This window comes from Butyrivibrio sp. WCE2006 (genome assembly GCF_000701985.1).
In the GTDB taxonomy this organism is placed as follows: Bacteria; Bacillota; Clostridia; order Lachnospirales; family Lachnospiraceae; genus Butyrivibrio.
On record NZ_JNKH01000008.1, the window covers coordinates 135,256 to 158,042 of the forward strand.

General features: G+C 35.9%; 27 protein-coding genes. 16 read left to right on the forward strand and 11 right to left on the reverse strand.

Features of this window, described 5'->3' with window-relative positions; all coding sequences use genetic code 11:
• Positions 1-10: 10 nt before the first annotated feature.
• The 3 genes from T501_RS07840 to T501_RS07850 all read left to right on the forward strand — a co-directional run bounded on the left by T501_RS07840 (position 11) and on the right by T501_RS07850 (position 1,910).
• Positions 11-1,096: a zinc-ribbon domain-containing protein gene (locus T501_RS07840; RefSeq protein WP_197027935.1), complete on the forward strand. Its 1,086-nt coding sequence runs from the start codon at positions 11-13 to the stop codon at positions 1,094-1,096.
• A 270-nt stretch (positions 1,097-1,366) separates the two neighbouring features.
• The gene (locus tag T501_RS07845; protein WP_044914155.1) at positions 1,367-1,669 is read left to right on the forward strand and encodes a hypothetical protein; all 303 of its coding nucleotides are present in this window, start codon (positions 1,367-1,369) and stop codon (positions 1,667-1,669) included.
• 19 nt (positions 1,670-1,688) lie between these two features.
• Complete coding sequence (locus tag T501_RS07850; protein WP_044914157.1) at positions 1,689-1,910, forward strand: hypothetical protein; 222 nt, start codon at positions 1,689-1,691, stop codon at positions 1,908-1,910.
• Here the strand turns inward: T501_RS07850 and T501_RS22855 are convergent.
• On the reverse strand, positions 1,907-2,101 hold the full coding sequence (locus T501_RS22855) for a hypothetical protein (RefSeq protein ID WP_044914159.1): 195 nt from the start codon (positions 2,099-2,101) through the stop codon (positions 1,907-1,909). The two genes, T501_RS07850 and T501_RS22855, sit on opposite strands and share 4 nt — an antisense overlap.
• Positions 2,098-2,259, reverse strand: coding sequence for a hypothetical protein (locus tag T501_RS07860; RefSeq protein ID WP_155994815.1), 162 nt, complete (start codon positions 2,257-2,259; stop codon positions 2,098-2,100). Before T501_RS07860 ends, T501_RS22855 begins: the two co-directional genes overlap by 4 nt.
• A gap of 174 nt (positions 2,260-2,433) precedes the next feature.
• Between T501_RS07860 and T501_RS22860 the strand changes: the two genes are divergently transcribed.
• The gene (locus tag T501_RS22860; RefSeq protein WP_442856355.1) at positions 2,434-2,628 is read left to right on the forward strand and encodes a helix-turn-helix domain-containing protein; all 195 of its coding nucleotides are present in this window, start codon (positions 2,434-2,436) and stop codon (positions 2,626-2,628) included.
• A gap of 154 nt (positions 2,629-2,782) precedes the next feature.
• Here T501_RS22860 and T501_RS07865 read toward each other — a convergent pair whose 3' ends face one another.
• The 7 genes from T501_RS07865 to T501_RS07895 form a co-directional block, all read right to left on the reverse strand.
• Complete coding sequence (locus tag T501_RS07865) at positions 2,783-3,502, reverse strand: hypothetical protein (RefSeq protein ID WP_044914161.1); 720 nt, start codon at positions 3,500-3,502, stop codon at positions 2,783-2,785.
• An 84-nt stretch (positions 3,503-3,586) separates the two neighbouring features.
• Positions 3,587-3,799, reverse strand: a complete 213-nt coding sequence (locus T501_RS07870) for a hypothetical protein (protein WP_044914162.1) — start codon at positions 3,797-3,799, stop codon at positions 3,587-3,589.
• Positions 3,800-4,020: 221 nt separating this feature from the next.
• A complete protein-coding gene (locus T501_RS07875; RefSeq protein ID WP_197027938.1) occupies positions 4,021-4,290 on the reverse strand; it encodes a metallophosphoesterase in 270 nt (89 codons plus the stop codon).
• Positions 4,291-4,389: 99 nt separating this feature from the next.
• Positions 4,390-5,121, reverse strand: a complete 732-nt coding sequence (locus T501_RS07880; RefSeq protein WP_044914164.1) for a ParB N-terminal domain-containing protein — start codon at positions 5,119-5,121, stop codon at positions 4,390-4,392.
• Positions 5,122-5,316: 195 nt separating this feature from the next.
• Positions 5,317-5,925 (reverse strand): recombinase family protein, encoded by a 609-nt coding sequence (locus T501_RS07885; RefSeq protein WP_044914165.1) that lies wholly within the window; start codon positions 5,923-5,925, stop codon positions 5,317-5,319.
• Between the two features lie 54 nt (positions 5,926-5,979).
• Positions 5,980-6,486 (reverse strand): hypothetical protein, encoded by a 507-nt coding sequence (locus tag T501_RS21780; protein WP_197027939.1) that lies wholly within the window; start codon positions 6,484-6,486, stop codon positions 5,980-5,982.
• Positions 6,470-6,688: a helix-turn-helix domain-containing protein gene (locus tag T501_RS07895; protein WP_044914166.1), complete on the reverse strand. Its 219-nt coding sequence runs from the start codon at positions 6,686-6,688 to the stop codon at positions 6,470-6,472. The genes T501_RS21780 and T501_RS07895 overlap by 17 nt, the downstream gene beginning before the upstream one ends.
• A gap of 146 nt (positions 6,689-6,834) precedes the next feature.
• Between T501_RS07895 and T501_RS07900 the strand changes: the two genes are divergently transcribed.
• On the forward strand, positions 6,835-7,038 hold the full coding sequence (locus tag T501_RS07900) for a helix-turn-helix domain-containing protein (RefSeq protein ID WP_044914167.1): 204 nt from the start codon (positions 6,835-6,837) through the stop codon (positions 7,036-7,038).
• Between the two features lie 29 nt (positions 7,039-7,067).
• Here T501_RS07900 and T501_RS07905 read toward each other — a convergent pair whose 3' ends face one another.
• Positions 7,068-7,616, reverse strand: a complete 549-nt coding sequence (locus T501_RS07905; RefSeq protein WP_044914168.1) for a hypothetical protein — start codon at positions 7,614-7,616, stop codon at positions 7,068-7,070.
• A gap of 206 nt (positions 7,617-7,822) precedes the next feature.
• On the opposite strand from T501_RS07905, the gene hsdR reads away from it, so the two are divergent.
• Genes hsdR through T501_RS07930 form a run of 5 tightly spaced genes read left to right on the forward strand, consistent with a single transcriptional unit; the run spans position 7,823 to position 14,281 of the window.
• Complete coding sequence (gene hsdR, locus T501_RS07910; RefSeq protein ID WP_044914169.1) at positions 7,823-10,165, forward strand: EcoAI/FtnUII family type I restriction enzme subunit R; 2,343 nt, start codon at positions 7,823-7,825, stop codon at positions 10,163-10,165.
• 4 nt (positions 10,166-10,169) lie between these two features.
• A complete protein-coding gene (locus T501_RS07915; protein ID WP_044914170.1) occupies positions 10,170-10,868 on the forward strand; it encodes a GIY-YIG nuclease family protein in 699 nt (232 codons plus the stop codon).
• 1 nt (position 10,869) lies between these two features.
• Positions 10,870-12,351: a type I restriction-modification system subunit M gene (locus T501_RS07920; RefSeq protein WP_044914171.1), complete on the forward strand. Its 1,482-nt coding sequence runs from the start codon at positions 10,870-10,872 to the stop codon at positions 12,349-12,351.
• Positions 12,348-13,853, forward strand: coding sequence for a restriction endonuclease subunit S (locus T501_RS07925; protein ID WP_044914172.1), 1,506 nt, complete (start codon positions 12,348-12,350; stop codon positions 13,851-13,853). The genes T501_RS07920 and T501_RS07925 overlap by 4 nt, the downstream gene beginning before the upstream one ends.
• Complete coding sequence (locus T501_RS07930) at positions 13,850-14,281, forward strand: hypothetical protein (protein WP_044914173.1); 432 nt, start codon at positions 13,850-13,852, stop codon at positions 14,279-14,281. The genes T501_RS07925 and T501_RS07930 overlap by 4 nt, the downstream gene beginning before the upstream one ends.
• A 4-nt stretch (positions 14,282-14,285) precedes the next feature.
• Here T501_RS07930 and T501_RS07935 read toward each other — a convergent pair whose 3' ends face one another.
• The gene (locus T501_RS07935) at positions 14,286-14,888 is read right to left on the reverse strand and encodes a recombinase family protein (protein WP_044914174.1); all 603 of its coding nucleotides are present in this window, start codon (positions 14,886-14,888) and stop codon (positions 14,286-14,288) included.
• A 780-nt stretch (positions 14,889-15,668) separates the two neighbouring features.
• Between T501_RS07935 and T501_RS20125 the strand changes: the two genes are divergently transcribed.
• The 6 genes from T501_RS20125 (at position 15,669) to T501_RS07965 (ending at position 22,763) form a co-directional block, all read left to right on the forward strand.
• On the forward strand, positions 15,669-16,379 hold the full coding sequence (locus T501_RS20125; RefSeq protein ID WP_050008196.1) for a YARHG domain-containing protein: 711 nt from the start codon (positions 15,669-15,671) through the stop codon (positions 16,377-16,379).
• A gap of 42 nt (positions 16,380-16,421) precedes the next feature.
• Positions 16,422-17,009: a hypothetical protein gene (locus tag T501_RS07945; RefSeq protein ID WP_155994816.1), complete on the forward strand. Its 588-nt coding sequence runs from the start codon at positions 16,422-16,424 to the stop codon at positions 17,007-17,009.
• Positions 17,010-17,068: 59 nt separating this feature from the next.
• The gene (locus T501_RS07950; RefSeq protein WP_044914176.1) at positions 17,069-17,914 is read left to right on the forward strand and encodes a hypothetical protein; all 846 of its coding nucleotides are present in this window, start codon (positions 17,069-17,071) and stop codon (positions 17,912-17,914) included.
• Positions 17,915-18,339: 425 nt separating this feature from the next.
• The gene (locus T501_RS07955) at positions 18,340-19,968 is read left to right on the forward strand and encodes an IS1182 family transposase (RefSeq protein WP_044914177.1); all 1,629 of its coding nucleotides are present in this window, start codon (positions 18,340-18,342) and stop codon (positions 19,966-19,968) included.
• 468 nt (positions 19,969-20,436) lie between these two features.
• Positions 20,437-21,027, forward strand: coding sequence for a site-specific integrase (locus T501_RS07960; RefSeq protein ID WP_044914179.1), 591 nt, complete (start codon positions 20,437-20,439; stop codon positions 21,025-21,027).
• 449 nt (positions 21,028-21,476) lie between these two features.
• Positions 21,477-22,763, forward strand: a complete 1,287-nt coding sequence (locus tag T501_RS07965) for a zinc-ribbon domain-containing protein (RefSeq protein WP_081843086.1) — start codon at positions 21,477-21,479, stop codon at positions 22,761-22,763.
• Positions 22,764-22,787 lie beyond the last annotated feature (24 nt).

Here is a 22,787-nt window from a genome sequence, read left to right on the forward strand (position 1 = left end):
TTGGATGCATTTGGGTAAACAAGGAGAGGAAGCCGATAATTTGCATTGGTATAGTAACGAAAAATTGAGAAGTGAATGGGATGTAGATGCCAATATAGGTGTTTCTCCATGTGACCTCAGTAACAATTCGCATAAAGAGGCCCATTGGAAATGTTGTAGAGGTCACAAATGGCAGGAAGAAGTAAGAAAAAGGGCAACTCGAGGATATGGATGTCCATATTGCTCTGGAAAACGAGTTATAGTTGGTGAGACTGATCTTGTAACGAAAGCCCCTAAATTAGCGAAAGAGTGGCATCCTACAATGAATGGGGATTTGAAGCCATCGCAGTTTTCATTGCATTCAAATAAAAATGTTGTTTGGCTATGTCCTAAAGGGCATGCATATAAAGCAATGATAAATGATAGGAGTAGGGGCAAAGGCTGCCCATATTGTGCAGGAAAGAAACCGATCATAGGGGAGACGGATTTGGAACATAATTATCCTGAGCTTATATTGGAATGGGATTTTGATAAAAATAAACGATTGCCTAATGAATATACATGCGGATCACATAAAAAAGTATATTGGATCTGCCCCAAAGGGCATGAATACATTGCTTGTATCAAAGATAGAGTAAGAGGTAATGGCTGTAGCAAGTGTGCCCATAGGAAGGTAAGTACCGGGGAAACTGATTTACAGTCAAACTTTCCTGAAATTGCAGAACAGTGGAACTATAAAAGAAATAAAACCACACCAGATAAGGTGTTTTCTCACTCTAATAAAGAATATTGGTGGATTTGCGATAAGGGACATGAATGGAAGGCAGTAGTATATTCACGGACTGGTAAAAACAAAAATGGTTGTCCTATTTGTAGTGGCTGGATGGTTGATCGTGGCAGAACGGATTTTTTCACCGTTTATCCTGAATTATTGCATATGTGGAATGATCAGCGTAACCGAAAAAGACCTTCTGATGTTACGGCACACTCTAATATTAAGGTGTATTGGAAATGTGAAAACGGGCATGAATGGAGAACATCGGTTGACAAGATAAGTGGTGGAACAGGCTGTCCGTATTGTCATAGAATGCAAATATCATCAAAAAAACTTGATTAATTTTATCATTGCTTAAAATATCCCTTTTTATGGTCAAAATTCATGATTATTGAATGGCATTCAATAGTAGAGATATATGAATACATTGGTATGGTCAAAAAATATGGTCATAAATTGGGTATCCAAAATACAAAAGTTATGACTAAAAATATAAGAACTAAAGTAAATGCCAATTTTTTTAATCATCAGCAATAATCTAAAACCATTTTCGGAGATTCAATGCAAAGATTCATATTGGAAATACTGTTTAAATAAAAAATAATGAGGAAAATGTTTACAGAAAAAGATATTCAAGGCTTGGGATATTTTGAGGTCATGTCGTTATCTGAGACGATAGAACTGCTATCACGAAATACCCTCCACTGTTGGATGATATATGTGAAAGGGACTATTTACGAGTTATATCATAAGCACAGCATCTTCGATGAGTACCATCATCAGACTGACTATGGGAGCTTGTTTGACTGTATTCTTGACATAGTATTACATGATGAGTATCAGATGAATGGCAGAAAGAATCCAAAGTACAATGCTAAGTCATATGTGGATGAGCTTATAACTATATATAGATAAAATAAAAAGGAGACTATAAATGAATAAAATAGATGACATTGAACAGAAAGTGAATACTGTTATATGCAGGGCAAGGGTGTTTAATATGATTTCGTCATACCTTGTAGCCGACATAGATGAAGGTTTTTTTGAGAAAAATGATATTATAGATGTAATTTGGCTTCTGTCAGAAGGTTTTAACCAAATTCATGATGAACTAATAAAGATTGACGAAGGACTGATGAGACTAGGAAGAGATTAAGGGGGAGATTTAAATTCTCGAAGATCCTTTACAGGTATGTTTAGCTGTGCTTCAGCAGTTGCCCCCATCGAAAATCTACATGTCTTCTCGTCATATACGGAATAACATGTTCCTCCTACCATAACATGATTTATCGGTAAACCTATAGTTTGTCCGGTTGCTTTTTCTTTTAAATAAATATCGTAGCTCATGATGTTTCTAGTTTGACCTCATCAAGTTCTTCCCATTCAATAACTTCTATAAGCTTATTCCTAATTTCTAAATCATCTATGTCAAGAAGAGAAATTTCATCGCGAGCAAAATGTCCAGCTATCGTATTTCCGCGTCGCCAATTATGTACCTCTTCCAAGACGGTAAAGAGAAGCAGCATTAAAATCTGCCTCTTAAACATGCAATTATCATATCTGATATTCTTAAATGCAATGTACAGGATATACTGGATGAAGCACCAACCATTACTCCAGTAGAAAATCACAATAAAGTTGTTCCGATTAAAGTAAAAAATCCCATACAGTTGGAAAAATTGAGAAGTCAAAAGGGATTGACCAGAAAGGATCTCGCAGAAATTACCGGAATCAGCTATCCTACCTTGCAGCTTTATGAGCAAAAAAGAAGCTCGATTGATAAAATGACTCTCTGGAACGCTATGCTTATATCAAAAGCTCTAGGATGTGAAGCCTGGGAATTACTTGACGATTGTCCCTATTATAAAATATAGATTGCTATATTAGGTATGCATGGATCAGTGCCCAATAAGAAATTTCAAAATAAAGCTCTCGAACTGCTAAGATAGCAGTCTAAGAGCCCATTCTATCGTTGGTTGTAGCCTGTTGTAACTCTCTATTGTAAATAGGTTTTTGCTTACAGGTAGTTTAATCCGCAGTCATCTCGTCCAGAAACATTTCCTCTGCTGTCTTACCTGGAAAAAACTTACGTTCATCTTCTCTATCTGAGTCACGTAGTTTAATAAAGTGCTCATTCATGGAATCAAAAACTTTCTTTACAAGATTTTCCTTCCCATGCTTCATTAGCCCTCTGATTAATTCTTCGTATTCAGAATAGACTGTTAGTTTATCCCCATCTTCATACACGAGCTCAATGTAAGTATCTTTAAATAAGTGGTTATTAACCAAATATTTGTAGCTGATATTCACAACGTTTGCTGTGTCAACCCAATGATAAATGCTACGTATCCGTATTCTTGTATATGTATCTTCCGGTGGTTGATTATCATATGCATCATAGTCATACGACACACAAAAGCCGTCTTCATCGCATTCGACATTATCATCATAATAATACAAATTGCCTTTATAATTAGGAGCTCCAACGTATGCGAAAATGCCCTTTTTTCCAATCCATGTAAGGCCAAAAAAATCTGTCCACTCCACATGTTCTAGACCAAACTGTCCCGCATCACGTTCTATAGAATAAAAATCTGGAAGAAGATCACAATTTTCATAATAATCCCCCTTACATCTTCTGGCTCTAGTGCATATGTATATTTTATGTTGTTCTGGTGAACTCTTTAAATCCCAACTCCATCTATCCGGAAAAAACTTTACATAGTCCTCAACGTATTCTCTTATCATTTTTTATCATGCTCCCGTCTCTAATCTTTACAATTTTCTATTATGTCGTCATTGAATTCGTCTGGTTCTAGTTCTGTCAGGCAATTATCCTTGGGCTTCCTCAAACTTTCTCGTTATTGTATCTACAATGTACAGTTTCTGATTCCCATATGGTTCTCCGTTTGAGTACGTTGAAAAAAGATCAAGTGAAAGCACCCCACAAGCATCAAGAGGTTTTTCAACAGGCGTATGCCCAACAACCTGATAAAAGAGATCATCTCTGAACATTCTGAAAAATCCGATTGAGGTCTTGCCCATATGGGCGAACTATTTCTCCATAATTCCTGCTTTCCCATACGATTTATCTTAGCCAGGATATCCTCTATTTCCTTCACATGATATCCACAGGAATGAAGTACAAACGTCTCAGTAAGTCCTGCATGACTGAACAGTATATTATCGATTCTATGCACAAATCTATATCTATCATCAAGAATCCGCTCGAGCTTTGTAATACCTTCAATAACTGTTATCCTGGCCTATACTGAATAACCTGATTCCATTGCATCCCAGAGATAGGACACATCATGATTGCCATAGCACCAAAGAGATTGCGTATGCTCTTTTCCAAATTCTGCAGCTCTCTCAAGGGTGTCCTTATAAGCTCCAATATCATTACCCTTTCCCCAATCATCTACCAAGTCTCCAAGAACGATAATAACGTCGTAACTATCCCTAGTTATTCTTTCAGCCTGATCAAAAATCCAAGGTTTTAAGTGTACATCTGGAATTACTAAAACTCTGCTCATAATATTTTTCCTTGCTTCTACCAGGATGAAATGTTCCTTCATTTCTTTGGAACAATCAACCTATCAATGATTATCTCTATACGGTTTTTTAAGAGACTATTAAAATTGTTTTGCGGATAGCTTTTTAAACATTGTTGCATCCTTTTGCGGTAGCATTCTTATACTAGATATTTCAACTAACGCTTTGCCATACGCTGTGTTTGCATAACAAATCATACCCGGACAAACAGGGACTTTATTTGACCTCCAGTAATAGTTCTTTGTTCCAGTTAAGAATCTAGTCTTTAGATGCCGCGCAGCAACGGTCTTTATAAGCTTTTCATTGTGATATTGAATTATGCAGACAACATTTTTGATATTGTTTTCCTGAGCAATCAAATAACTACAGTACCCATCCACGATTTTATAATTCTCATCAATAACAATTGGATTCACATCTAATAGAGCATATATGTTTTTTTGGGAGTTTTGAAAAACTTGGTTATATAAACTATATTTATTTATTGATGGGGGAGCCATGTGACCTTTTTTGATCATATTTGTCGGGATGGTTTCCATAAGCATTGAATAATTATGCTTTTTTAATGGTATATTTTGAGTGATATTGTTGCCTTTAAAGGAATTTAGAAATGGAATATCGCAGCGTAAGACATTTAATTGTTTATTAAAAGACTGAAGGCATAAAAGGAAATCTTTATCATTAAGATGAAGAAGAGTAGTTCTATCTGGAACAATTCCTAAAATGAGTTGTCCAAATCTAAAATTTGGGTATTCTTCCCAAACAGCCGCCAGATTTTTTAAAAGCTGTACTTTGTTATGATTATCTTTCATTTTTACCTCATTTCTGAATTATGATATGTTATTATTTTATTTTAGTAAGTACCATTTCCATATATCGGGGAGATTGCTAGATAGAATCCATAAATGAAACAATATTGTTGAAATTATGAGCGTCACAAATATCATGATTTTAAATATTGTATATCTCCAATCATTCATATGTTGATCCTTCTTATATATTACAAATTATAGACAGATGATTTTGTTATTGGAGTCATCAGTAGATGAAGCTTTTTTTTCCCTTTTTGCTCTCGTAAGAGTGCTTATACTGATACCGGTCATGAGAGAAACTTGATTGTATGAATGATTCTCTAACAGTTCTAGGGCTAGTTTTATTTGTTGGGGATTATATTTTTTGGGACGTCCTTCTTTGTAGTTGGGCTTAAGACGAGCTATGGCACGGCCCTCCTGGGTTCGTTCTATTATTAGATCCCGTTCAAATTGGGCAAATGAAAGAAGTAAATTCCTTACTAGGACACTCATGGATGAGTTATCTAGGACTCCAAGATTGAGAACATAAACTGCAACCCCTTTACTAATCAGATTAGTTATAGTTTCTGTAGCCTGAGCTACGGTTCGTGCAAAACGATCCATTTTAGTAACAATTATCATATCTCCTTGATTTATAGAATCTATTAGCTTGGATAGTTCAGGCCTATCAATTTTCGTTCCGGTAAATGTTTCAACGCAAACTTTTTCAGCGCCAGCTTTTCTTACTGCCTCTAACTGTGCCTCCAGACTATTGCCATCATTTTTTTGGCTTTTTGAGCTGACACGAATATAGCCGTATTTCATGTCCCCTCCCTTTTTGAAAAAAGAGAGGCAATTGCCTCTCTTATATAAAAACTTTTATTTGAGTACAGAATACTCAGCAAAATGGTTTGGATATGAGTCCATACCGCCAGGACGTTCGGATTGTACTTCCTCAGGAGAAATACCGTAGCCTATGATTTCTATTCTACCTTCATCAAACCATTCACAATTTCGATGGATGCTTTTTTTCTTTGCTTTTGGTTCTAAACAATAGGAGTCTGAATCGAATAATGAAGTCATCCTGCCTGTACAGATTCCTTCAAACCCCGTAACCTTATCGCGGCATAGTTTTCCAAAAAACTCTTCCTGCTTTCCCTGTTCATCTCGGTTGGGATCTACCTCTATTACAGTTTCAAGAGTAATTAAAGAATTAGGGCTAAATGTTCTTGGAATGGCCTTATATTCTTGTCCATCTTCCTTGATTTGGCGTAAGGAATATTTATCACAGCCATAGAGCCATGTAATACGTTCAAAACAGATTCCTTCAAAACCTGTAAGCTTATCGCGGCACTTCTTTCCAAACAGTTCATTCTGTCTGCTCATTCTTTTCCCCTCCATTAGAGGCATGCAACAATACCTCTAAGTTAACATTTAAATAGTCAGCGAGTTTCACAAAAAAGGTTAGATTTTCTGTTTCACCTTTTTCGTATCTTTGAAGAGTACGCATAGATATACCAAGATCATCAGCACATTTTTGTTGCGATATTCCGCGGCGTTTTCGCAATTCTTTTATCTGATTTTCCATAGTATTTTCCTCCGTAAATAATTGTAATACCGATAAAAAGTTATTTGTAGCGACAATAATGTCGCCATTTAAAGAGTATAGCCGAATTTTCGGCAATAGCAAATTAAAAAATGCCATACTAAGCTAATTATTAGAGGAGATATGGCGTGATCACATTTGAACCCTTTTGGGAGACTATTAAGGAAAAGAATATTTCACAATATAGCTTAATCAAAGACTATGGCTTTAGTACCGGTACATTAGATGCGTTGAGAAAAAATGAAAGTGTTACGTTAAAGACAATAAATGATATCTGCAATAAAATAGATTGCGATATTCCTGATGTAATCAAATATATCCCTGACAGATGAGCTAAAGCGAGTATGTCAGGGATTTTTTACTACACATCTTTTGAAGAGAGAGATTGTGAGTGCATTTTCATGGCGCCACGAATTAAGAAATATAAGCATGAGAACCATATGTCTTCATCATCATAATCATTCAGCATTACGTCAAATACGCTATAAATTGTACTGATCAAACACGGAGCAGCAATAAGCATAAAAAAAGCCCCATCTGTCCGAGTATAGCAAGCCATTTCATCAATTAATTTGCGCAAAGCTGGTGTTTGTATTTCTAGATATACAGAATATATTGGCTTTAGAGGGTTTTCTTCATCGTTGTTTTCTTCGTGTGTTTGATCAAATTGCTCTCGGGAATAACCAGAATCATGGATGTTGATCAGCTCTTTTATTATTTTTATACATGTAGAAATTATACTTCTCATTTCTTTGTCTGTATAAGCGCAAGAAAATCTATTATCTTGTAATACAACTTCGTAATACATACCACCTTCAAGTTCTTCTTTTCCAAAATCAGCTTTGATTCGTTCTAACAATTCGTCATCGTAATCCTCATTCAAAATATCAAATTCTGATATTGCAAGCATAGGAGACCTCCATAAGGATATTTTAGATAATTATATTGTGCGAAAAGAGTATCTGATATAGACAAAATTGTCGTATATAGGGGTAAAGTCCCTTATGTAAAGATGAGGCAAGTCTAGATAGATATGGAAGAGAACGGTAAAAAAATATGGTATTATTAAAATGAAACCATATTTGAAGCTAATTTTATGGAAGAGTGGGCATTTTTATGACAATCCTTGATAAAAAACAAATGTCTGAAGAGGATATCAAGCTTAATTTTATTACACCTGCGATTCAGAAAAACTGGAATGACCATATAACGATGGAAACAAAAATAACTGATGGTCAGATTAATATAAAGGGTAACATGGTTGCCCGAAATAAGCCTAAGTATGCTGACTATATGCTTTACCTCAATGATAGCAAGCCAATTGCGATAGTTGAAGCAAAGGACAATAACCATTCAGTTTCATTTGGTCTTCAGCAGGCGATGACATATGCACAGATGATGGATCTTCCATTTGCATATTCATCTAATGGTGATGCATTTTATGAGCATGACTTTCTTACAGGTAAGGAAAGGCAGATATCTATTGATGAGTTTCCTACACAGGAAGAACTATATTCAAGATATTATGCAGAATCTAATGAGGGTGTGGGGCTATCAGATGAAGAAAAAAAGATAGTAAACCAGCCCTATTATTCATCACAGAATACATATCCTCCAAGATATTATCAGAGAAATGCTGTTAACCGAACTGTGGAAGCAATAGCGAGAGGACAGCAGAGACTTCTTCTTGTAATGGCAACTGGTACCGGTAAGACATATACAGCGTTTCAGATTGTTTACAGACTTCTAAGATCAGGAATGAAGAAAAGGATTTTGTACCTGGCTGACAGGAATATACTTGTAGATCAGAGTATTCTTCAGGATTTTGCTCCACTTGAAAAGACAATATATAAGGTGGATTTTTCTGATAAGGAATGTCTGAAAAATATAGCTTCCCATGAGGTTAACTTTGCTCTTTACCATCAAATGGTAGGACAAAATGATGAGGAACATTTCAGGCAGATACCAGCTGGATACTTTGACCTTATTATAGTTGACGAGTGCCATCGCGGTTCAGCTAAAGAAGACAGTAACTGGCGTAAAGTACTAGAATACTTTAATGTCGCTACTCAGATAGGAATGACAGCAACTCCGAAGGAGAGCGCAACAGTATCAAACATTGATTATTTTAAGGAACCGGTTTATACATACAGTCTTAAGCAGGGTATAGAAGATGGATTCCTTGCACCATTTAAGGTATTCAACATCACGCTTAATATTGGTGATGGTTGGAGACCGTATAAAGGTCAGCTGGATATAAATGGTAATGAAATAGAGGATAGGATCTATAACAACCGTGATTATGATTACCCGAACGGTGTTATTCTGGAGGATAGAATAAATGAAGTTGCCTACGAGATAACAGAGTACCTAAAGGCAACTGACAGAATGCAGAAGACCATCGTATTCTGTGCCACAGAAGATGCTGCAGAGAGAATGAGGATTGCACTTGTAAACCTAAATTCGGATATGGTCGAGAAAAATCCGGATTATGTTGTGCGTATTACAGGATCGGATGATTATGGAAAGAGTAAGCTTGATTATTTTATTTCTGTATCATCCCTGTACCCGGTTATAGCTACAACATCAGAACTATTGTCTACGGGTGCAGATTGTAAGATGACAAAGCTCATTGTGCTCGATAAGTGGCTAGAGAGTATGACCACATTCAAGCAGATCATTGGACGTGGTACGAGAATACGTGAAAAAGACGGTAAAACACATTTCGCTGTGATGGACTTTAGGAACATCACGAGACTATTCGCAGATCCTGACTGGGATGGCCCCATAGAGCAGGACGACAAGTTCCATCATGGAGGTGGGCATATCAATCCTCCAAAACCACCTTACGGACCAGGGACGATAGATCCAACGGAAAGCATGGGGGTACCAATTATTGGAAAAGACGGATGTCGCGTTTATACAACAATAAAGACCGTTTCAGTTTATGATGCTAATGGTAAACTTCTGAGACAGGAAGATATTATTGATTACACAAGAAAAAATGTTAAAGGTGAATATGCTTCCTTATCAGATTTCATCAGAAAATGGAAAGAGTCAGATAAAAAGGAAATAATAGAAAAATCGTTTGCTGATATGGGCATAGATCTTAAGGCTTTAAAGGCAGAACAGAATATGGATGATGTGGATGATTTTGATTTTATATGCTACATCGTATATGGAAAGAAGCCATTAACACGGAAGGACCGTGCCAATAATGTAAAAAAGAAAGATTTCTTTAGTAAATACTCAGGAGAAGCGAGGGCTGTTCTTGAAATCCTTCTGGATAAATATATGAACCAGGGCATAACAGAAGTAGAAGATATAAAGGTTCTTTCACTGGCAGACTTTGCAGATTATGGAAAACCTGCAAAGATTGTAAAACTTTTTGGCGGCAAAGAAAAATATGAACTTGCAATAAAGGAACTCGAAGATAGCCTTTACGCAATGGAGATGTAAGCATATGGCAAAGGGAATAATATATGTTATGACAACAGCAGTTCCCGGACTCGTCAAAATTGGCAAAACCGGATCAGAGCAATTTGAACAGCGTATGTATAATTTAGAGCACAATGGATACAGGAATGTAACTGCACTCAAAAGGAGCTTTGCAATAGAAGTTGAAGATTATGATGAAAAAGAATCCCTTTTACATACGATCTTTGAGAAAAGCAGATTAGCAGATACTGAATTGTTTGCCATTGATGTTAATATTGTTATTCAGCTGCTTTCTTCTTTTGATGGCAATATGATTTATCCAATTGCTGAAAAGAAGGATGAAGTATTTGAGGAAGCTGCTAATAATAGCCAAAGTAAGCTGATTCCTAATGGCATATACACATTGAAACGAAAGAAAAAAATAGAGAATAATAGGACTATTAGTGCTACAGCTGAGATAAAAAACGGCTCTTGGATGCTAAAAAAAGGTAGTAAACTGGGCATGGTTGAAAGTGCGGGAGTTTCCAAAAAGGCAAAAATAATAAGAGCCAATATGGCATTAGATAAGGATGGTCAGCTATTAGAAGACTATGATTTTGGAGAGTGTGCACCAAGTTTAGTCGGGGATGTTGTTATGTTTGCATCTGTAGATGGTTGGACTGAATGGAAAAACATCGAAGGAAAGCCAGTAGATATATATAGAGTTAAGGAGAAAGAAGACTAAAATGGCATTACAATCAGGATTTATTAAAAGAGTAAGAGACATCATGCGCATGGATGCCGGTATCAATGGTGATGCGCAGAGAATTGAGCAGATGGTATGGATGCTCTTTCTCAAAGTATATGATGCAAAAGAAGATGACTGGGAACTTAATGAGGATAACTATACATCAATTATTCCAGAAGAGTGCAGATGGAGGAATTGGGCTGTTGCTGACGAGAATGGTCATGCAATGACAGGAGACGAGCTTCTTGATTTTGTAAACAACAAGCTTTTTCCTACACTCAAAAATCTTTCCGTGGATCCTTCAACTCCGGTAAAGAAAGCTATTGTAAAGTCCACATTTGAAGATGCGAACAACTATATGAAGGACGGAGTATATCTTCGCCAGGTCATTGACGTTATCAATGAGATAGAATTTGATGATGTAAAAGAAAGCCATGATTTTGGCTTTGTTTACGAAGAAATCCTTAGGGATCTTCAGTCTGCAGGCTCCTCTGGTGAATTCTATACGCCCAGAGCTGTAACAGATTTTATGGCTCTTATGATACAGCCAAAGCTCGGAGAAAAGATGGCTGACTTTGCCTGTGGAACAGGCGGTTTTATCACATCATGGCTTGGTCAGCTCCAGAAGCAGGTAACAGACACAGAAGCACAGAAACTGTTTGATGACAGTATTTATGGTATCGAAAAGAAGCCTTTTCCATACCTTCTCTGTGTTACCAATATGCTTTTGCATGATATAGAAGTACCAAACATCTATCATGACAATTCACTGAGACGTAATCTTCTGGATTATACAGATGATGATAAATTTGATGTAATCCTTATGAATCCTCCATATGGTGGACATGAGGATAAATCCATTCAGGGATTCTTCCCTGATGATCTTGCTTCTTCAGAAACGGCAGATCTTTTTATGTCTGTTATCATGTACCGCCTGAAGAAGAACGGAAGAGCAGCTGTAATCATTCCGGATGGATTCTTGTTTGGTCTTGATAATGCAAAGGTAGCAATAAAGACAAAGCTACTTACTGAATTTAATCTTCATACTGTAGTAAGACTCCCAGGATCAGTATTTAGTCCTTATACATCAATATCAACCAATTTGCTTTTCTTTGATAACACAGGTTCAACAAAAGAGACTTGGTTCTACAGAGTAGATATGCCTACTGACAGAAAACATTTCTCAAAGACAAAGCCCATGGAGCTTAAGCATTTTGACGATTGTATTACATGGTGGAATGACAGAAAAGAAATCATACTTGAAGATGGACCAAAAGCACAGAAGTTTACAGCAGATTTCCTCTTAAATGATCAGGAATGCAATCTTGATCTCTGCGGATATCCTCATGAGGAAGAAGAGGTTCTTTCTCCTATGGAGACTATAAAAAATTATCAAGAAAAACGTGCCAGTCTTAATGCTGAAATAGATAAGGTTCTAGCTGAGCTTGAGGCATTACTTCCAGGAGGTGTTACAGAATGACTCCTGAACAATTAAAAACAAGCATTCTTCAATATGCTATTCAGGGTAAGCTTGTGGAACAGAGACCTGAAGAAGGAACCGCTGAAGAACTATATCAACAGATGAAACAAGAAAAGCAAGCGCTGATAAAGGAAGGAAAAATTAAAAAAGAAAAGCCGTTGGCTGATATAAATGATAAAGAGATTCCTTATGATATTCCTGATAGTTGGAAGTGGGTAAGGTTTAATGACTTTGGTGTTTATAAAAAAGGTCCTTTTGGAAGTGCTCTTACAAAGAGTATGTTTGTAACAAAAGGCGATAATACAGTCAAAGTATATGAGCAAAAAAATGCAATCCAAAAAGATGCGACATTGGGCGATTATTATATCACTAGACAATACTTTGAGGAAAAAATGTCTGGCTTTGAAGTTCATCCTGGTGATGTTATTGTAAGCTGTGCAGGAACCATTGGTGAGACATATATATTACCAGAAAACATAGAGCAGGGTATTATAAATCAGGCCTTAATGCGTATGGAGCTAATGCCTTCTGTTTATAAGGAATATTTCCTGCTATTCTTTGATGTAGTATTAAAGGAAACAGCGAGAAAGAGCAGCAAAGGTTCTGCGATAAAGAATATACCGCCTTTTGATGAACTGAAGAATTATCTAGTGCCATTACCTCCGTTGATGGAACAACAGAGAATTATCACTAAGATTAATGAGGTATTCCCATATATAGATCGCTATGCTGTAGCATATGAAAAACTTGAACATTTTAATGCGAGATTTCCTGAAGAAATGAAGAAATCAATTCTGCAATATGCTATTCAAGGCAAATTAGTGGAGCAGAGATCCGAAGAGGGTACGGCTGAAGAATTATACAATCAGATACAGTCAGGAAAACAGATGCTGTTGCAGAAAGGGCAGATAAAAAAAGAGAAGCCATTACCACAAATAACTGAGGATGAACTACCTTTTGAACTACCTGAAAATTGGAAATGGGTAAGAGTTGCAGAGATTTGCTCAATTATAAATGGCGATAGAGGAAAAAACTATCCTGCAAAATCCACATTGAAAAAGGAAGGTATTCCATTTATAAGTGCACTAAATCTAGATGGCAAGACTGTAAAACAAGACGCAAATTTATTATGCCTTTCCGATGAACAATATGATAAATTGGGGAGTGGTAAGCTTGTCAAAGATGATATTGTGGTATGTATAAGAGGGTCATTAGGAAAGCATGGAAGATACCCATTTGAAAAAGGTGCAATAGCATCTTCGTTAGTTATATGCCGCCCATTTGTGAATGATGATGTATTAGCAGAATACTTCATGCTTTATTTAGATGCTCCATTATTTTATTCACAAATAAGACTTTATGATAATGGCACGGCACAACCTAATTTATCAGCCAACAGCTTTGAGAAATTTTTGCTTCCATTACCACCAATGGATGAACAGAAGCGAATCATTGAAAAAATAAAGGCATTAGCGCCACAATGTGAAAGGCTAAACAAATGAGAACAGTAGCATTGAGATTTAGTGACAATATTGCTCCTGAATGCGGTACTATAAAAGCACATGAACTTGTGATTTCTAAATATGATGAGGTTTGGTATGGTAAATTTGGAAATACTCTGTCGGGCAAAATCATTAATGAAATTTTAAATAATGATGACCCCAAAATATTATTAATACAAAGTGGAACATCAAATAGATACTGGGCGCATGTGAAAAGCATTAGTAAAGAAATGCCAGACCTCGAAAAAGTACCATCATATTATCATCATGAGAAGGGAAGAATAAAAACGTGGTTTAATGTCATTAAATTTGAAAAAGCAGATAAAAATGTAATGTCAAAATGTACTGTTGCTTCATCTGGAACTATACTCACGAGAGCCTCCATGCATAGTATGAGCCCGTATTTTATTATCGATTACGAAGAATGATGTTTCAGGCATTTTGAAAAAGCGTAATATACTTGTAAATTGTGGTTCTGGAGCATTTTAACATATTAGCAAATTCAGTTACAGTTATGAGTCCAGACTTATACTGAGGGTAGTGTTTTAAAAACTTATCAGGCAGATTAGTGGCATCAACCACTGGTCTGCCTATCTTTTTACCTTTTGCCTTGGCATTATCAAGTCCAGACTTTACTCGTTGTGAAATAATGTCCCTTTCCATTTCAGAAAAGACACCCCACATCATAAGCATACCTTTTGTCATGGGATCTATCTCATCCATTCTGCAATCTATGACAAAACTTCCAATAACGAGTTTTATTTTTTTATCCTGAACAAGCTGCATAATATCACATAGGTGCTTTGTGGATCTGGTGAGACGAGAGACTTCTGTAGAAATAATGGTATCGCCCTGGGATATAACATCTAGTAGTTTCTGAAACTCTGCTCTGTCAAGCTTTGTGCCAGATTCATATTCCCAAAATATATTTTTATCCTCTTTAACTCCCAGCTTTTTAAGCTCTCTTTTCTGTCTACTAATATCCTGTTTAGATTCATTGGTAGAGCAGCGAGCATAGCCATAGATTTTTGACATAATATATTCCTTTCAGTGTTCAATAAAAGGTTGATTCAATAAAATGAACAAATTTATCCAAAACAAATGCGCTTTTCAGATCCTCAGAATGAGGTTCAATGCTCTGAAAACACTGAAAAACGCATACATTGGATTCTATGATATTAGTATAACACAGGTCTATCCCAAATTGTTCACGAAAACATCTGTTTTTGTGAACACATAATAAACGTACTTTCTGCCTATCAAATTACGCACTTATACAATTGCATTACAGATCTATTATCAATACAAGGAAACAGGGTGCGTATTATAATCAAAATAGGCACTTAAAAATGATTTTGTGGTAAATCATAAGCTCCAGATACTACATTCGTGTGTTGACATTCCTAGGCCTCCTCTGATAAATTGAAGTTAAGAGGAGCGGATTGATCAACCGCACCGGCATTAAGCGCATTTGATGTACCCGTAGGGAATTGCACCCTACTGTGAGCTTTATCAAAGGCGCTTTTTGTTTGTCATAAAATGGTGAAGATGGTCATAATACATACTCTGTTTGTACAAATTTATAAAAATGTTTGTCTTGGTAGCCTATAATCACATTGGCATAGCACTATCCCATAAATATTTACCATTTATTTTATATGAAGTTAATAAATATAGGATAGAATAATTACAAGGTGATTTGATTTTAGAATTCTTAAGTGATGTATCTTGAAAAGATATATAAGTATTTTATCTTAATAGTCTTTTATAATTCTTCTGTTGATTTCATAGGGATAGCAAATTGGAGAGATTTATATGGTTTACAGATATATCAGAAAAACTCACAAAATAGGAAAACATACAGTATTTGTCCAAAGATTTTCGATAAGCGATTTTGTTGCGTATTCAATTGGTGATTTTATCGGAAGACTATTAGGATTTATATTTCTTTGTATTCCAGTATATATATTTATGTTTTGCATATCAGCAATAGCTAATGCTTTTAGAGCTATAATTAACTTTGTAATATGGATTATTAATCAGTTCATTTACATTGTTACAGGAACAAAAAAAGAACGTATTAAAGCAATTGTATGCCTTGGAATAATTATTGCTGGAATAATTGCTGTTTGCATAATTGTGAAAGATTTGAAAAAAATTAACCATGATAATTCAGAAAGGTATACTGCTCAAAATGCTGTTGAAGCTGATACTGTAAATATAGCAACTGCTAATCCAATAGAAGTGGATGCTGACAATAACATAGAATCTGAATTTATTTTTGCTGATTCTGATCAAAGATTTTTAACTGATGATGAAGTAAAAGGACTATCAAGTGAAGAAATAAGATATGCAATAAATGAAATATATGCAAGAAGAGGACGAGCATATTCTGATCCGGAATTGAAAGCATACTTTGAATCAAAGAGCTGGTATAAACCATTGTATTCTAAATCAGAATTTTCTGATGATGTGTTTAATGAATTTGAAAGCGCTAATATAAATCTTTTGGTTAAATATAGGTAAATTATGGATGCTATACATTTTTATTTTCAATTTGTAAGTGCAATGAAGGAAAGTAATGTATTTGAAAAAACAGGCCAAACATATTTTGAGATTTATAGAGATTTCAAAGCGTTTACCGAATTAGTAAACAAATATGTTATTCATAATATCATTGAAAATGATCCTTCAGGATTAACGGTACAACATGAATATTATCGAATAGACACGGTGGGGTGGAAAAGTAATTACAAGGATATCGTTGATGATGCCAGTGACGCAGGATTAAATCCACATTTATGGGATTTAGAAGTGGCTATTGAGCATGAAAATGATGTTTGTGATTGGACAGATGAAGTAATTAAACTTATTCATATAAAATGTCCACTGAAGGTGATCATTTGTTACAACCATCATGATATAAGAAATGAAAATGATCTGGAAAAACTATCATTTGTTGCAGATTGCATGAATAAAGTGAAAGCTTTCCATTATGGAGATGAAGAGTATTTGCTTATCATTGGTAATGCGAGCAACTCTATAACACATAAGGCAAGCTACAATTGTTTTGATTATAGAGGCTATGTTCTTGATAGCAGAGATATGAAATTTTCTCGTTTATCTGTAAAACCGCTTTTTATGCATAGAAAATGAGAACGGGGCTGTCGCACTATGATCCCTTACTTTTTTATTTTCTATACAGGAGAAATATTATGAATAAATCATTGCGTCATTTATTATTTATCATATTAACTTCTATTGTAATAGGTTTTATATTTTTGCCAATCACTACAAAAGCGTTTGGCGAAACACATAGAACCAAATATAAGATAGTAGGCAAACTCAAAGAGGGTGCATACACACATATGAAAGGTGTGACGAAATCTAAAAGCTCTAATGTTATAACAGAGACGCACTATTTATACAAATTATCAGTGCCAAAAAATTGCTATGTGAATTTTTACGGATTCAATTATGATTGCAATATTTACAAAGTCAAAAAAGGAAAGATTGTAGAGGGACCTTTAATAGAAGGAATATATGGTTCCATTGATAGCACTGATTCCAGGAGTATAGCTTTACCAAAGGGAACCTATTACTTAAAGGCTACGGGTAAATTTCCAGTATCTATCAAATTCAAAATAGTTAAATACAAGAGTGGCAAAAATACCAGTATAGACAAGGCAAAAAGACTTCAAAAGAAGAAATCGGAGATACTTATAGACAATAAAAAGCGTTGGTATAAAATAGAGTTGACCAAATCGCAGAAAATACGGATTATTTCACAGGATTTGGTAACAAAAGAATACTTTTATTCTAATGGTGAGTCAAATCGCCATTATTTGTCTGATAACACAAAAATCACTGATTCTTATTTCGATTACACAACAGGATGGGAATTGCTAGATTCCAATAAAAATCATATAAATGTCACACAATCATATTCAAATAAATATGGCACTTATGGATGCGAATCTGAAGTATTATCTAACGGAACATATTATGTTTGTTATGCTGGTGAAGATAAATATCATATGAAGGCAATTCTTTGGTACTAATACGTCTCTCTGCATATTGAATAACCTTCTATACAATTCAACGTGCAGACGAAACCAATAGAGCTAAAAAAGGGATTTTTTAATAATCTTTTTATTAACCTTTGCAATATTACGACAGATGGGGCTGTCGCACTAATTTAGTGTGACAGCCTTTTTGACGCCCAGCCTCTCAGGCATCCGTACTGAAATGTTTGTTTTCGTCTGCGGTGTGATTTTCTAAAACTCATTAAGCATCAAATGCCTCATTTCGACCTTGCTCAGAGAAATCGGCATTTGATGCTTTCTTCGTTTTGAAAATCAACATCCTCGTCCGAGAACTGCACATTTCTGTACAGATACCTGAGGGGCTGGGCTGTCAATAAATACCTTCACTTAACACAAAAACCAGACTTCGAAAAGCCTGGTTTCTGCGGTAAAATATATTTATGCTACTAAATAAAATCTTACAAGGAGATTATACCGTTTCTTCCTTGTATCATCAAATCAAACTTCCGCTCGACATAGAAATTTCTATCCCATCCGATGATCCGGTGCGCCTGGTAAGTGCATTTGTGGAGGAGATGGATCTTTCTGATCTGTATAAGACTTATGACAGAATCAGAAAGAATCAGGCCTCACCGCATCAGATGCTGAAGATTGTCATCTATGCGGCAATGACCAAAATCTATTCTAGTCGTGATATTGAGTCTGTCTGTAAGAGAGATATCAACTTCATGTATCTTCTGGACGGAGCTCCTGCTCCAGATCACTCCACCATAGCAAGATTTATATCCATTCATCTCTCACAGTGTGCTAAGCGTCTTATGGCACAGGTAGGAACTATACTGCTCGAACTGGGAGAAATATCAGGCGAAAACATCTTTATTGATGGAACTAAAATAGAGTCGGTAGCTAACAAGTATACATTTGTATGGAAAAGAGCTGTATCTAAAAATATGATAAAGCTTACTGAAAAAGTATGCATGTTTTGCGCAGAGTGTGAAGAACTCTATGGCATAAAGGTAGTCTACAATGACCAGATTTCGCTGCACACCTTGAAACGGCTTAGAAAGAAGCTGTATAAACTAAAGGCTGATGAAGGAATTATATTTGTGCATGGTATAGGGAAGAGAAAAACACCTTTACAACGTTCGATTGAAACACTTGAGGAATATGTGGAAAAGCTTAAGGAATACACAAAAAAGATTTATATGTGCGGAAAACGTAACAGCTATTCCAAGACTGATCCTGACGCCACGTTCATGAGAATGAAGGAAGATGCAATGCTAAACGGACAACTAAAACCTGCATACAATCTCCAACACGGAGTAGACTCAGAGTATGTTACATGGCTTGATGTATTCCAGAATCCGACTGATACAAACACGTTGATTCCATTCTTAAAGGATATGGAAGAACATCTTTCTTTCAAGTATAAGAATATCGTTGCGGATGCAGGCTATGAAAGTGAAGAGAATTATATCTTTATCGAATCCAATGAGCAGGCAGCATATATAAAGCCTCAGAATTATGAACTATCAAAAACAAGGAAGTTCAGAAATGACATAAGCAGACGCGAAAACATGGATTATGATCCTGAGTCAGACTGTTATATATGTAGAAATGGAAAACAGCTCCTTGCAGTATCAAAAAGGACACAAAAAACAGCAACAGGATATCAACGTGAAGTAACGATATATGAATGCAATAACTGTGATAGCTGTCCTTACAAGAAAGACTGCATTAAAGGAAATAACTGCAAGACCGCATTTGAAGATAGAAACAAGAAGCTTTCCGTCTCAAGAAAAATGGAAGAAAAACGAGCAGAATGTCTTGAACGAATAACCAGTGATTACGGAACACAGCTGAGAATGAACCGCAGCATTCAGGCGGAAGGATCCTTCGCAAATGTGAAAGAAGACATGAACTTCAGAAGATATCTGTATCGTGGAAAAGAAAGTGTTCTTGCACAGAGCATACTTCTGGCAATCGGATACGACATAAATAAGCTGCATCATAAGATTGCTTCTGAGCGAACCGGGACACATCTTTTTGAATTGAAAAAAGCCTCATAATTTTTGATGCTTCAAAACGTAAAAGGTAGCAATGAGTCGATTAGCGCATTGGCTTGTTAAAGTACTCTATTTTTAGCAACAGTAAAGATATCTACTCGTCAAATCCACAATCCATGGCATTAAAAAAGGGCTTCGCCCAGATGATTTAATCATCTAAAGCGACAGCCCCATCTTTTTATTTCAATCATTACATAGTCGGAAGCAGATGCTTTTGTGAACATATAATAATGTAAACGCAATGATTTTGATTAATAACAATAAAGAATTTTGATAGCGATGGGCAAGTTTGATGTTTGGGGCTTAATTCTGAGAAATTTAATTTGAATACGTAAAAAACATTTGGAATTTAATTATAGGGGTATTTTTGAGAAAGGATAAAAATACGAACTCTAAAATATTGATAATCCGCTAAATAATGTGTTATATTTATAAAAATACGAACTTTATTATGCTAGTGGGAGACTAATTATGACAAACAAAAAAGTAGGCGAATTAACAATAGAACAATTCATGGAAATTATTGAAACTATTAAATTAGGTGGCCCAGGGTTTGACGCAAATAATAGAGTGGCAACTATTCTTATGATTCAGGCGATGACAGGGATGAGGTTGGGAGATGTTTTAGCTCTTAAGATGGATGATTTATTATATAAAGGTAATAGCGACGGATATGTTTTATCGTATCGAATAGCAAAATTTGAAAAATTGGGGGAAATGCCCATATCAGAGGGCCTTTATAAGCTTATAACAAATTATGCTAAAGAAAGTGGAATAGGTAAAGGAGAACAACTTTTCCCTATTTCAGGCAGAGCGGTTCAGAAGATACTAAAAAAAGTGACTGATTTCCTTGAAATTGATTGTGTGGGAACAAGATCTTTCCGTGACCTGCATTTGCGCTCCGTTGAGAATGCAATAAGAGAAATTAATGCTCATGAATATAGATGTATCTGCCTAAGCGAGAAAGGAAAATGCTTAAACCTTGAGAGAACAAGTTGCTTGGGATGTGAGTATTATACAGCAGCCATAGATGGCAATTGTTCTGATAATATGCAAGAGTAAGGTAGCATATTGGAAATTCTCTGTATGTGGTGGAACATATCGTGCTCCAATATGTGGAATAAATTAAAAACAAAATTGCGATGTACACAATGTAATAAAAAGTCTCATTTCGGAAATGTGGGGTTGTAAATAATTGCGTCCGTTTTCCATGGAAACGATTATATTAGGAGAGAGGATAATGTACGAATTTTGAGAAGTAAAATGTCCCTGGTGTGGCCATGTATTTATGTGGAATAAAAATGGAAAGGAAGGACTTGTTATTCATTTTTATAGATTAAAAGTTACCAAAGAATATGTTGAAGATGCGAAGTGGCCCAAATGTGAGGAGAAGATGCTTGTTTGAAGGTATTGATGTAAATGATGAAAAAATAGAGACGATAGGCGATATGGGTATATAGAGTACATTAAGGACACTTTTCCGAAAAGAGATAATAAAAAGCACGGAGGTAATGATGAGAAGGACAGTCAGTTATGAAAATAGTCTTGAATATTGCTTCTCGGGTCTTGCTGCTGAATGGGATTATGAGAGAAATAGAAATGACAAACCCCGAGATTTCTCTTGTGGAAGCCACTACAAGGCATCTTGGAAATGTGACAAGGGCCATGTTTGGAGCGCTGAAATAAAAAGCAGGGTAAGTGGTACGGGATGTCCATATTGTAATGGCAAAAAGGTGTTGGCAGGGGTCAATGATTTTAAAACTAAGAATCCAGAAAAAATGTGGATGTGGGACTATAGTAAAAATAAAGGAATTGACCCAAGCAGGTGTATGGCAGGTTCTGATAAAAAAGTTTGGTGGAAGTGTAAAAGAGGACATCAGTGGCAAGCAAAAATAGGATCCATTTCAAGAGGGGGAGAATGCCCGTATTGTTCTAGTGAGAAGTTATTAAAAGGATTCAATGATTTAGAAACATTATTCCCGGAAATTAGTAAGTTGTGGGATTTTGAGATGAATACAGAAAAACCATCTGAAGTTTTCCCCAAAAGTAGCAAATTTGTGAACTGGAGATGTAGTAAAGGGCATAAGTGGAATGCGAGAGTTTATTCAGTAGTAAATAGAAATGGAAGTTGTCCAATATGCTCTAGAAAGAGAATATCAAAGGGTATTAGTGATTTCGCAACAATTGCAGGGAAAGAGCTGTTGGACGAATGGAATTATGAGCTCAACACCGTAAAACCGGATATGGTTAGTCCGCATAATAGTAAACAGAAATATTGGTGGAAATGTAAAAAGTGTGGGAATGAATGGCAAGCTACAACTCATCATAGAGTGGATAGAGGATATGGATGCCCATATTGCAGTGGAAAGAAAGTTATTACTGGGAAAAACGATTTAGAAACATTATATCCTGATCTTGCGGTATGGTGGTCCAAGTCAAATAAAAAGCCAATGTGTAATTATTCAATAGGCTCAGCTGTGAGGGCCAAATGGGTTTGTCCAAGCTGTGAAGGAGAGTTTGAGCGCAGGATTACAGATCACATAAGAATTAAAACATGCCCATTTTGTTCTGGAAAAAGGGTGATAATTGGAAAGAATGACTTAGCTACAACACAAACAGAATTGGTAAAGGAATGGAATTACAAAAGAAATAGAAGAGGCCCAGAGTGTTACTCGGAACACTCTAATAAAAAAGTATGGTGGATATGTTCGATTTGTGGATATGAGTTGCGAGCGATGATAAATAATAGAAGCAAAGGGGAAGGATGTCCTCGGTGTTACAAGGGGGATGTGGTGTAAAGAATGCTGACTATACGACACGTT

What these genes read in the sequence shown, in the direction of transcription:
- T501_RS07955 (WP_044914177.1), top strand. Translation starts at nt 18,340, where the DNA reads ATGCTACTAAATAAAATCTTACAAGGAGATTATACCGTTTCTTCCTTG.
- hsdR (WP_044914169.1), top strand. Translation starts at nt 7,823, where the DNA reads ATGACAATCCTTGATAAAAAACAAATGTCTGAAGAGGATATCAAGCTT.
- T501_RS07915 (WP_044914170.1), top strand. Translation starts at nt 10,170, where the DNA reads ATGGCAAAGGGAATAATATATGTTATGACAACAGCAGTTCCCGGACTC.
- T501_RS07925 (WP_044914172.1), top strand. Translation starts at nt 12,348, where the DNA reads ATGACTCCTGAACAATTAAAAACAAGCATTCTTCAATATGCTATTCAG.
- T501_RS07870 (WP_044914162.1), bottom strand. Translation starts at nt 3,799, where the DNA reads ATGGGCAAGACCTCAATCGGATTTTTCAGAATGTTCAGAGATGATCTC.
- T501_RS07935 (WP_044914174.1), bottom strand. Translation starts at nt 14,888, where the DNA reads ATGTCAAAAATCTATGGCTATGCTCGCTGCTCTACCAATGAATCTAAA.
- T501_RS07950 (WP_044914176.1), top strand. Translation starts at nt 17,069, where the DNA reads ATGAATAAATCATTGCGTCATTTATTATTTATCATATTAACTTCTATT.
- T501_RS07880 (WP_044914164.1), bottom strand. Translation starts at nt 5,121, where the DNA reads ATGAAAGATAATCATAACAAAGTACAGCTTTTAAAAAATCTGGCGGCT.
- T501_RS07885 (WP_044914165.1), bottom strand. Translation starts at nt 5,925, where the DNA reads ATGAAATACGGCTATATTCGTGTCAGCTCAAAAAGCCAAAAAAATGAT.
- T501_RS21780 (WP_197027939.1), bottom strand. Translation starts at nt 6,486, where the DNA reads ATGAGCAGACAGAATGAACTGTTTGGAAAGAAGTGCCGCGATAAGCTT.
- T501_RS07895 (WP_044914166.1), bottom strand. Translation starts at nt 6,688, where the DNA reads ATGGAAAATCAGATAAAAGAATTGCGAAAACGCCGCGGAATATCGCAA.
- T501_RS07905 (WP_044914168.1), bottom strand. Translation starts at nt 7,616, where the DNA reads ATGCTTGCAATATCAGAATTTGATATTTTGAATGAGGATTACGATGAC.
- T501_RS07960 (WP_044914179.1), top strand. Translation starts at nt 20,437, where the DNA reads ATGACAAACAAAAAAGTAGGCGAATTAACAATAGAACAATTCATGGAA.
- T501_RS07945 (WP_155994816.1), top strand. Translation starts at nt 16,422, where the DNA reads ATGAAGGAAAGTAATGTATTTGAAAAAACAGGCCAAACATATTTTGAG.
- T501_RS07875 (WP_197027938.1), bottom strand. Translation starts at nt 4,290, where the DNA reads ATGAGCAGAGTTTTAGTAATTCCAGATGTACACTTAAAACCTTGGATT.
- T501_RS07920 (WP_044914171.1), top strand. Translation starts at nt 10,870, where the DNA reads ATGGCATTACAATCAGGATTTATTAAAAGAGTAAGAGACATCATGCGC.
- T501_RS07930 (WP_044914173.1), top strand. Translation starts at nt 13,850, where the DNA reads ATGAGAACAGTAGCATTGAGATTTAGTGACAATATTGCTCCTGAATGC.
- T501_RS07845 (WP_044914155.1), top strand. Translation starts at nt 1,367, where the DNA reads ATGTTTACAGAAAAAGATATTCAAGGCTTGGGATATTTTGAGGTCATG.
- T501_RS07865 (WP_044914161.1), bottom strand. Translation starts at nt 3,502, where the DNA reads ATGATAAGAGAATACGTTGAGGACTATGTAAAGTTTTTTCCGGATAGA.
- T501_RS20125 (WP_050008196.1), top strand. Translation starts at nt 15,669, where the DNA reads ATGGTTTACAGATATATCAGAAAAACTCACAAAATAGGAAAACATACA.
- T501_RS07965 (WP_081843086.1), top strand. Translation starts at nt 21,477, where the DNA reads ATGATGAGAAGGACAGTCAGTTATGAAAATAGTCTTGAATATTGCTTC.
- T501_RS07850 (WP_044914157.1), top strand. Translation starts at nt 1,689, where the DNA reads ATGAATAAAATAGATGACATTGAACAGAAAGTGAATACTGTTATATGC.
- T501_RS22855 (WP_044914159.1), bottom strand. Translation starts at nt 2,101, where the DNA reads ATGAGCTACGATATTTATTTAAAAGAAAAAGCAACCGGACAAACTATA.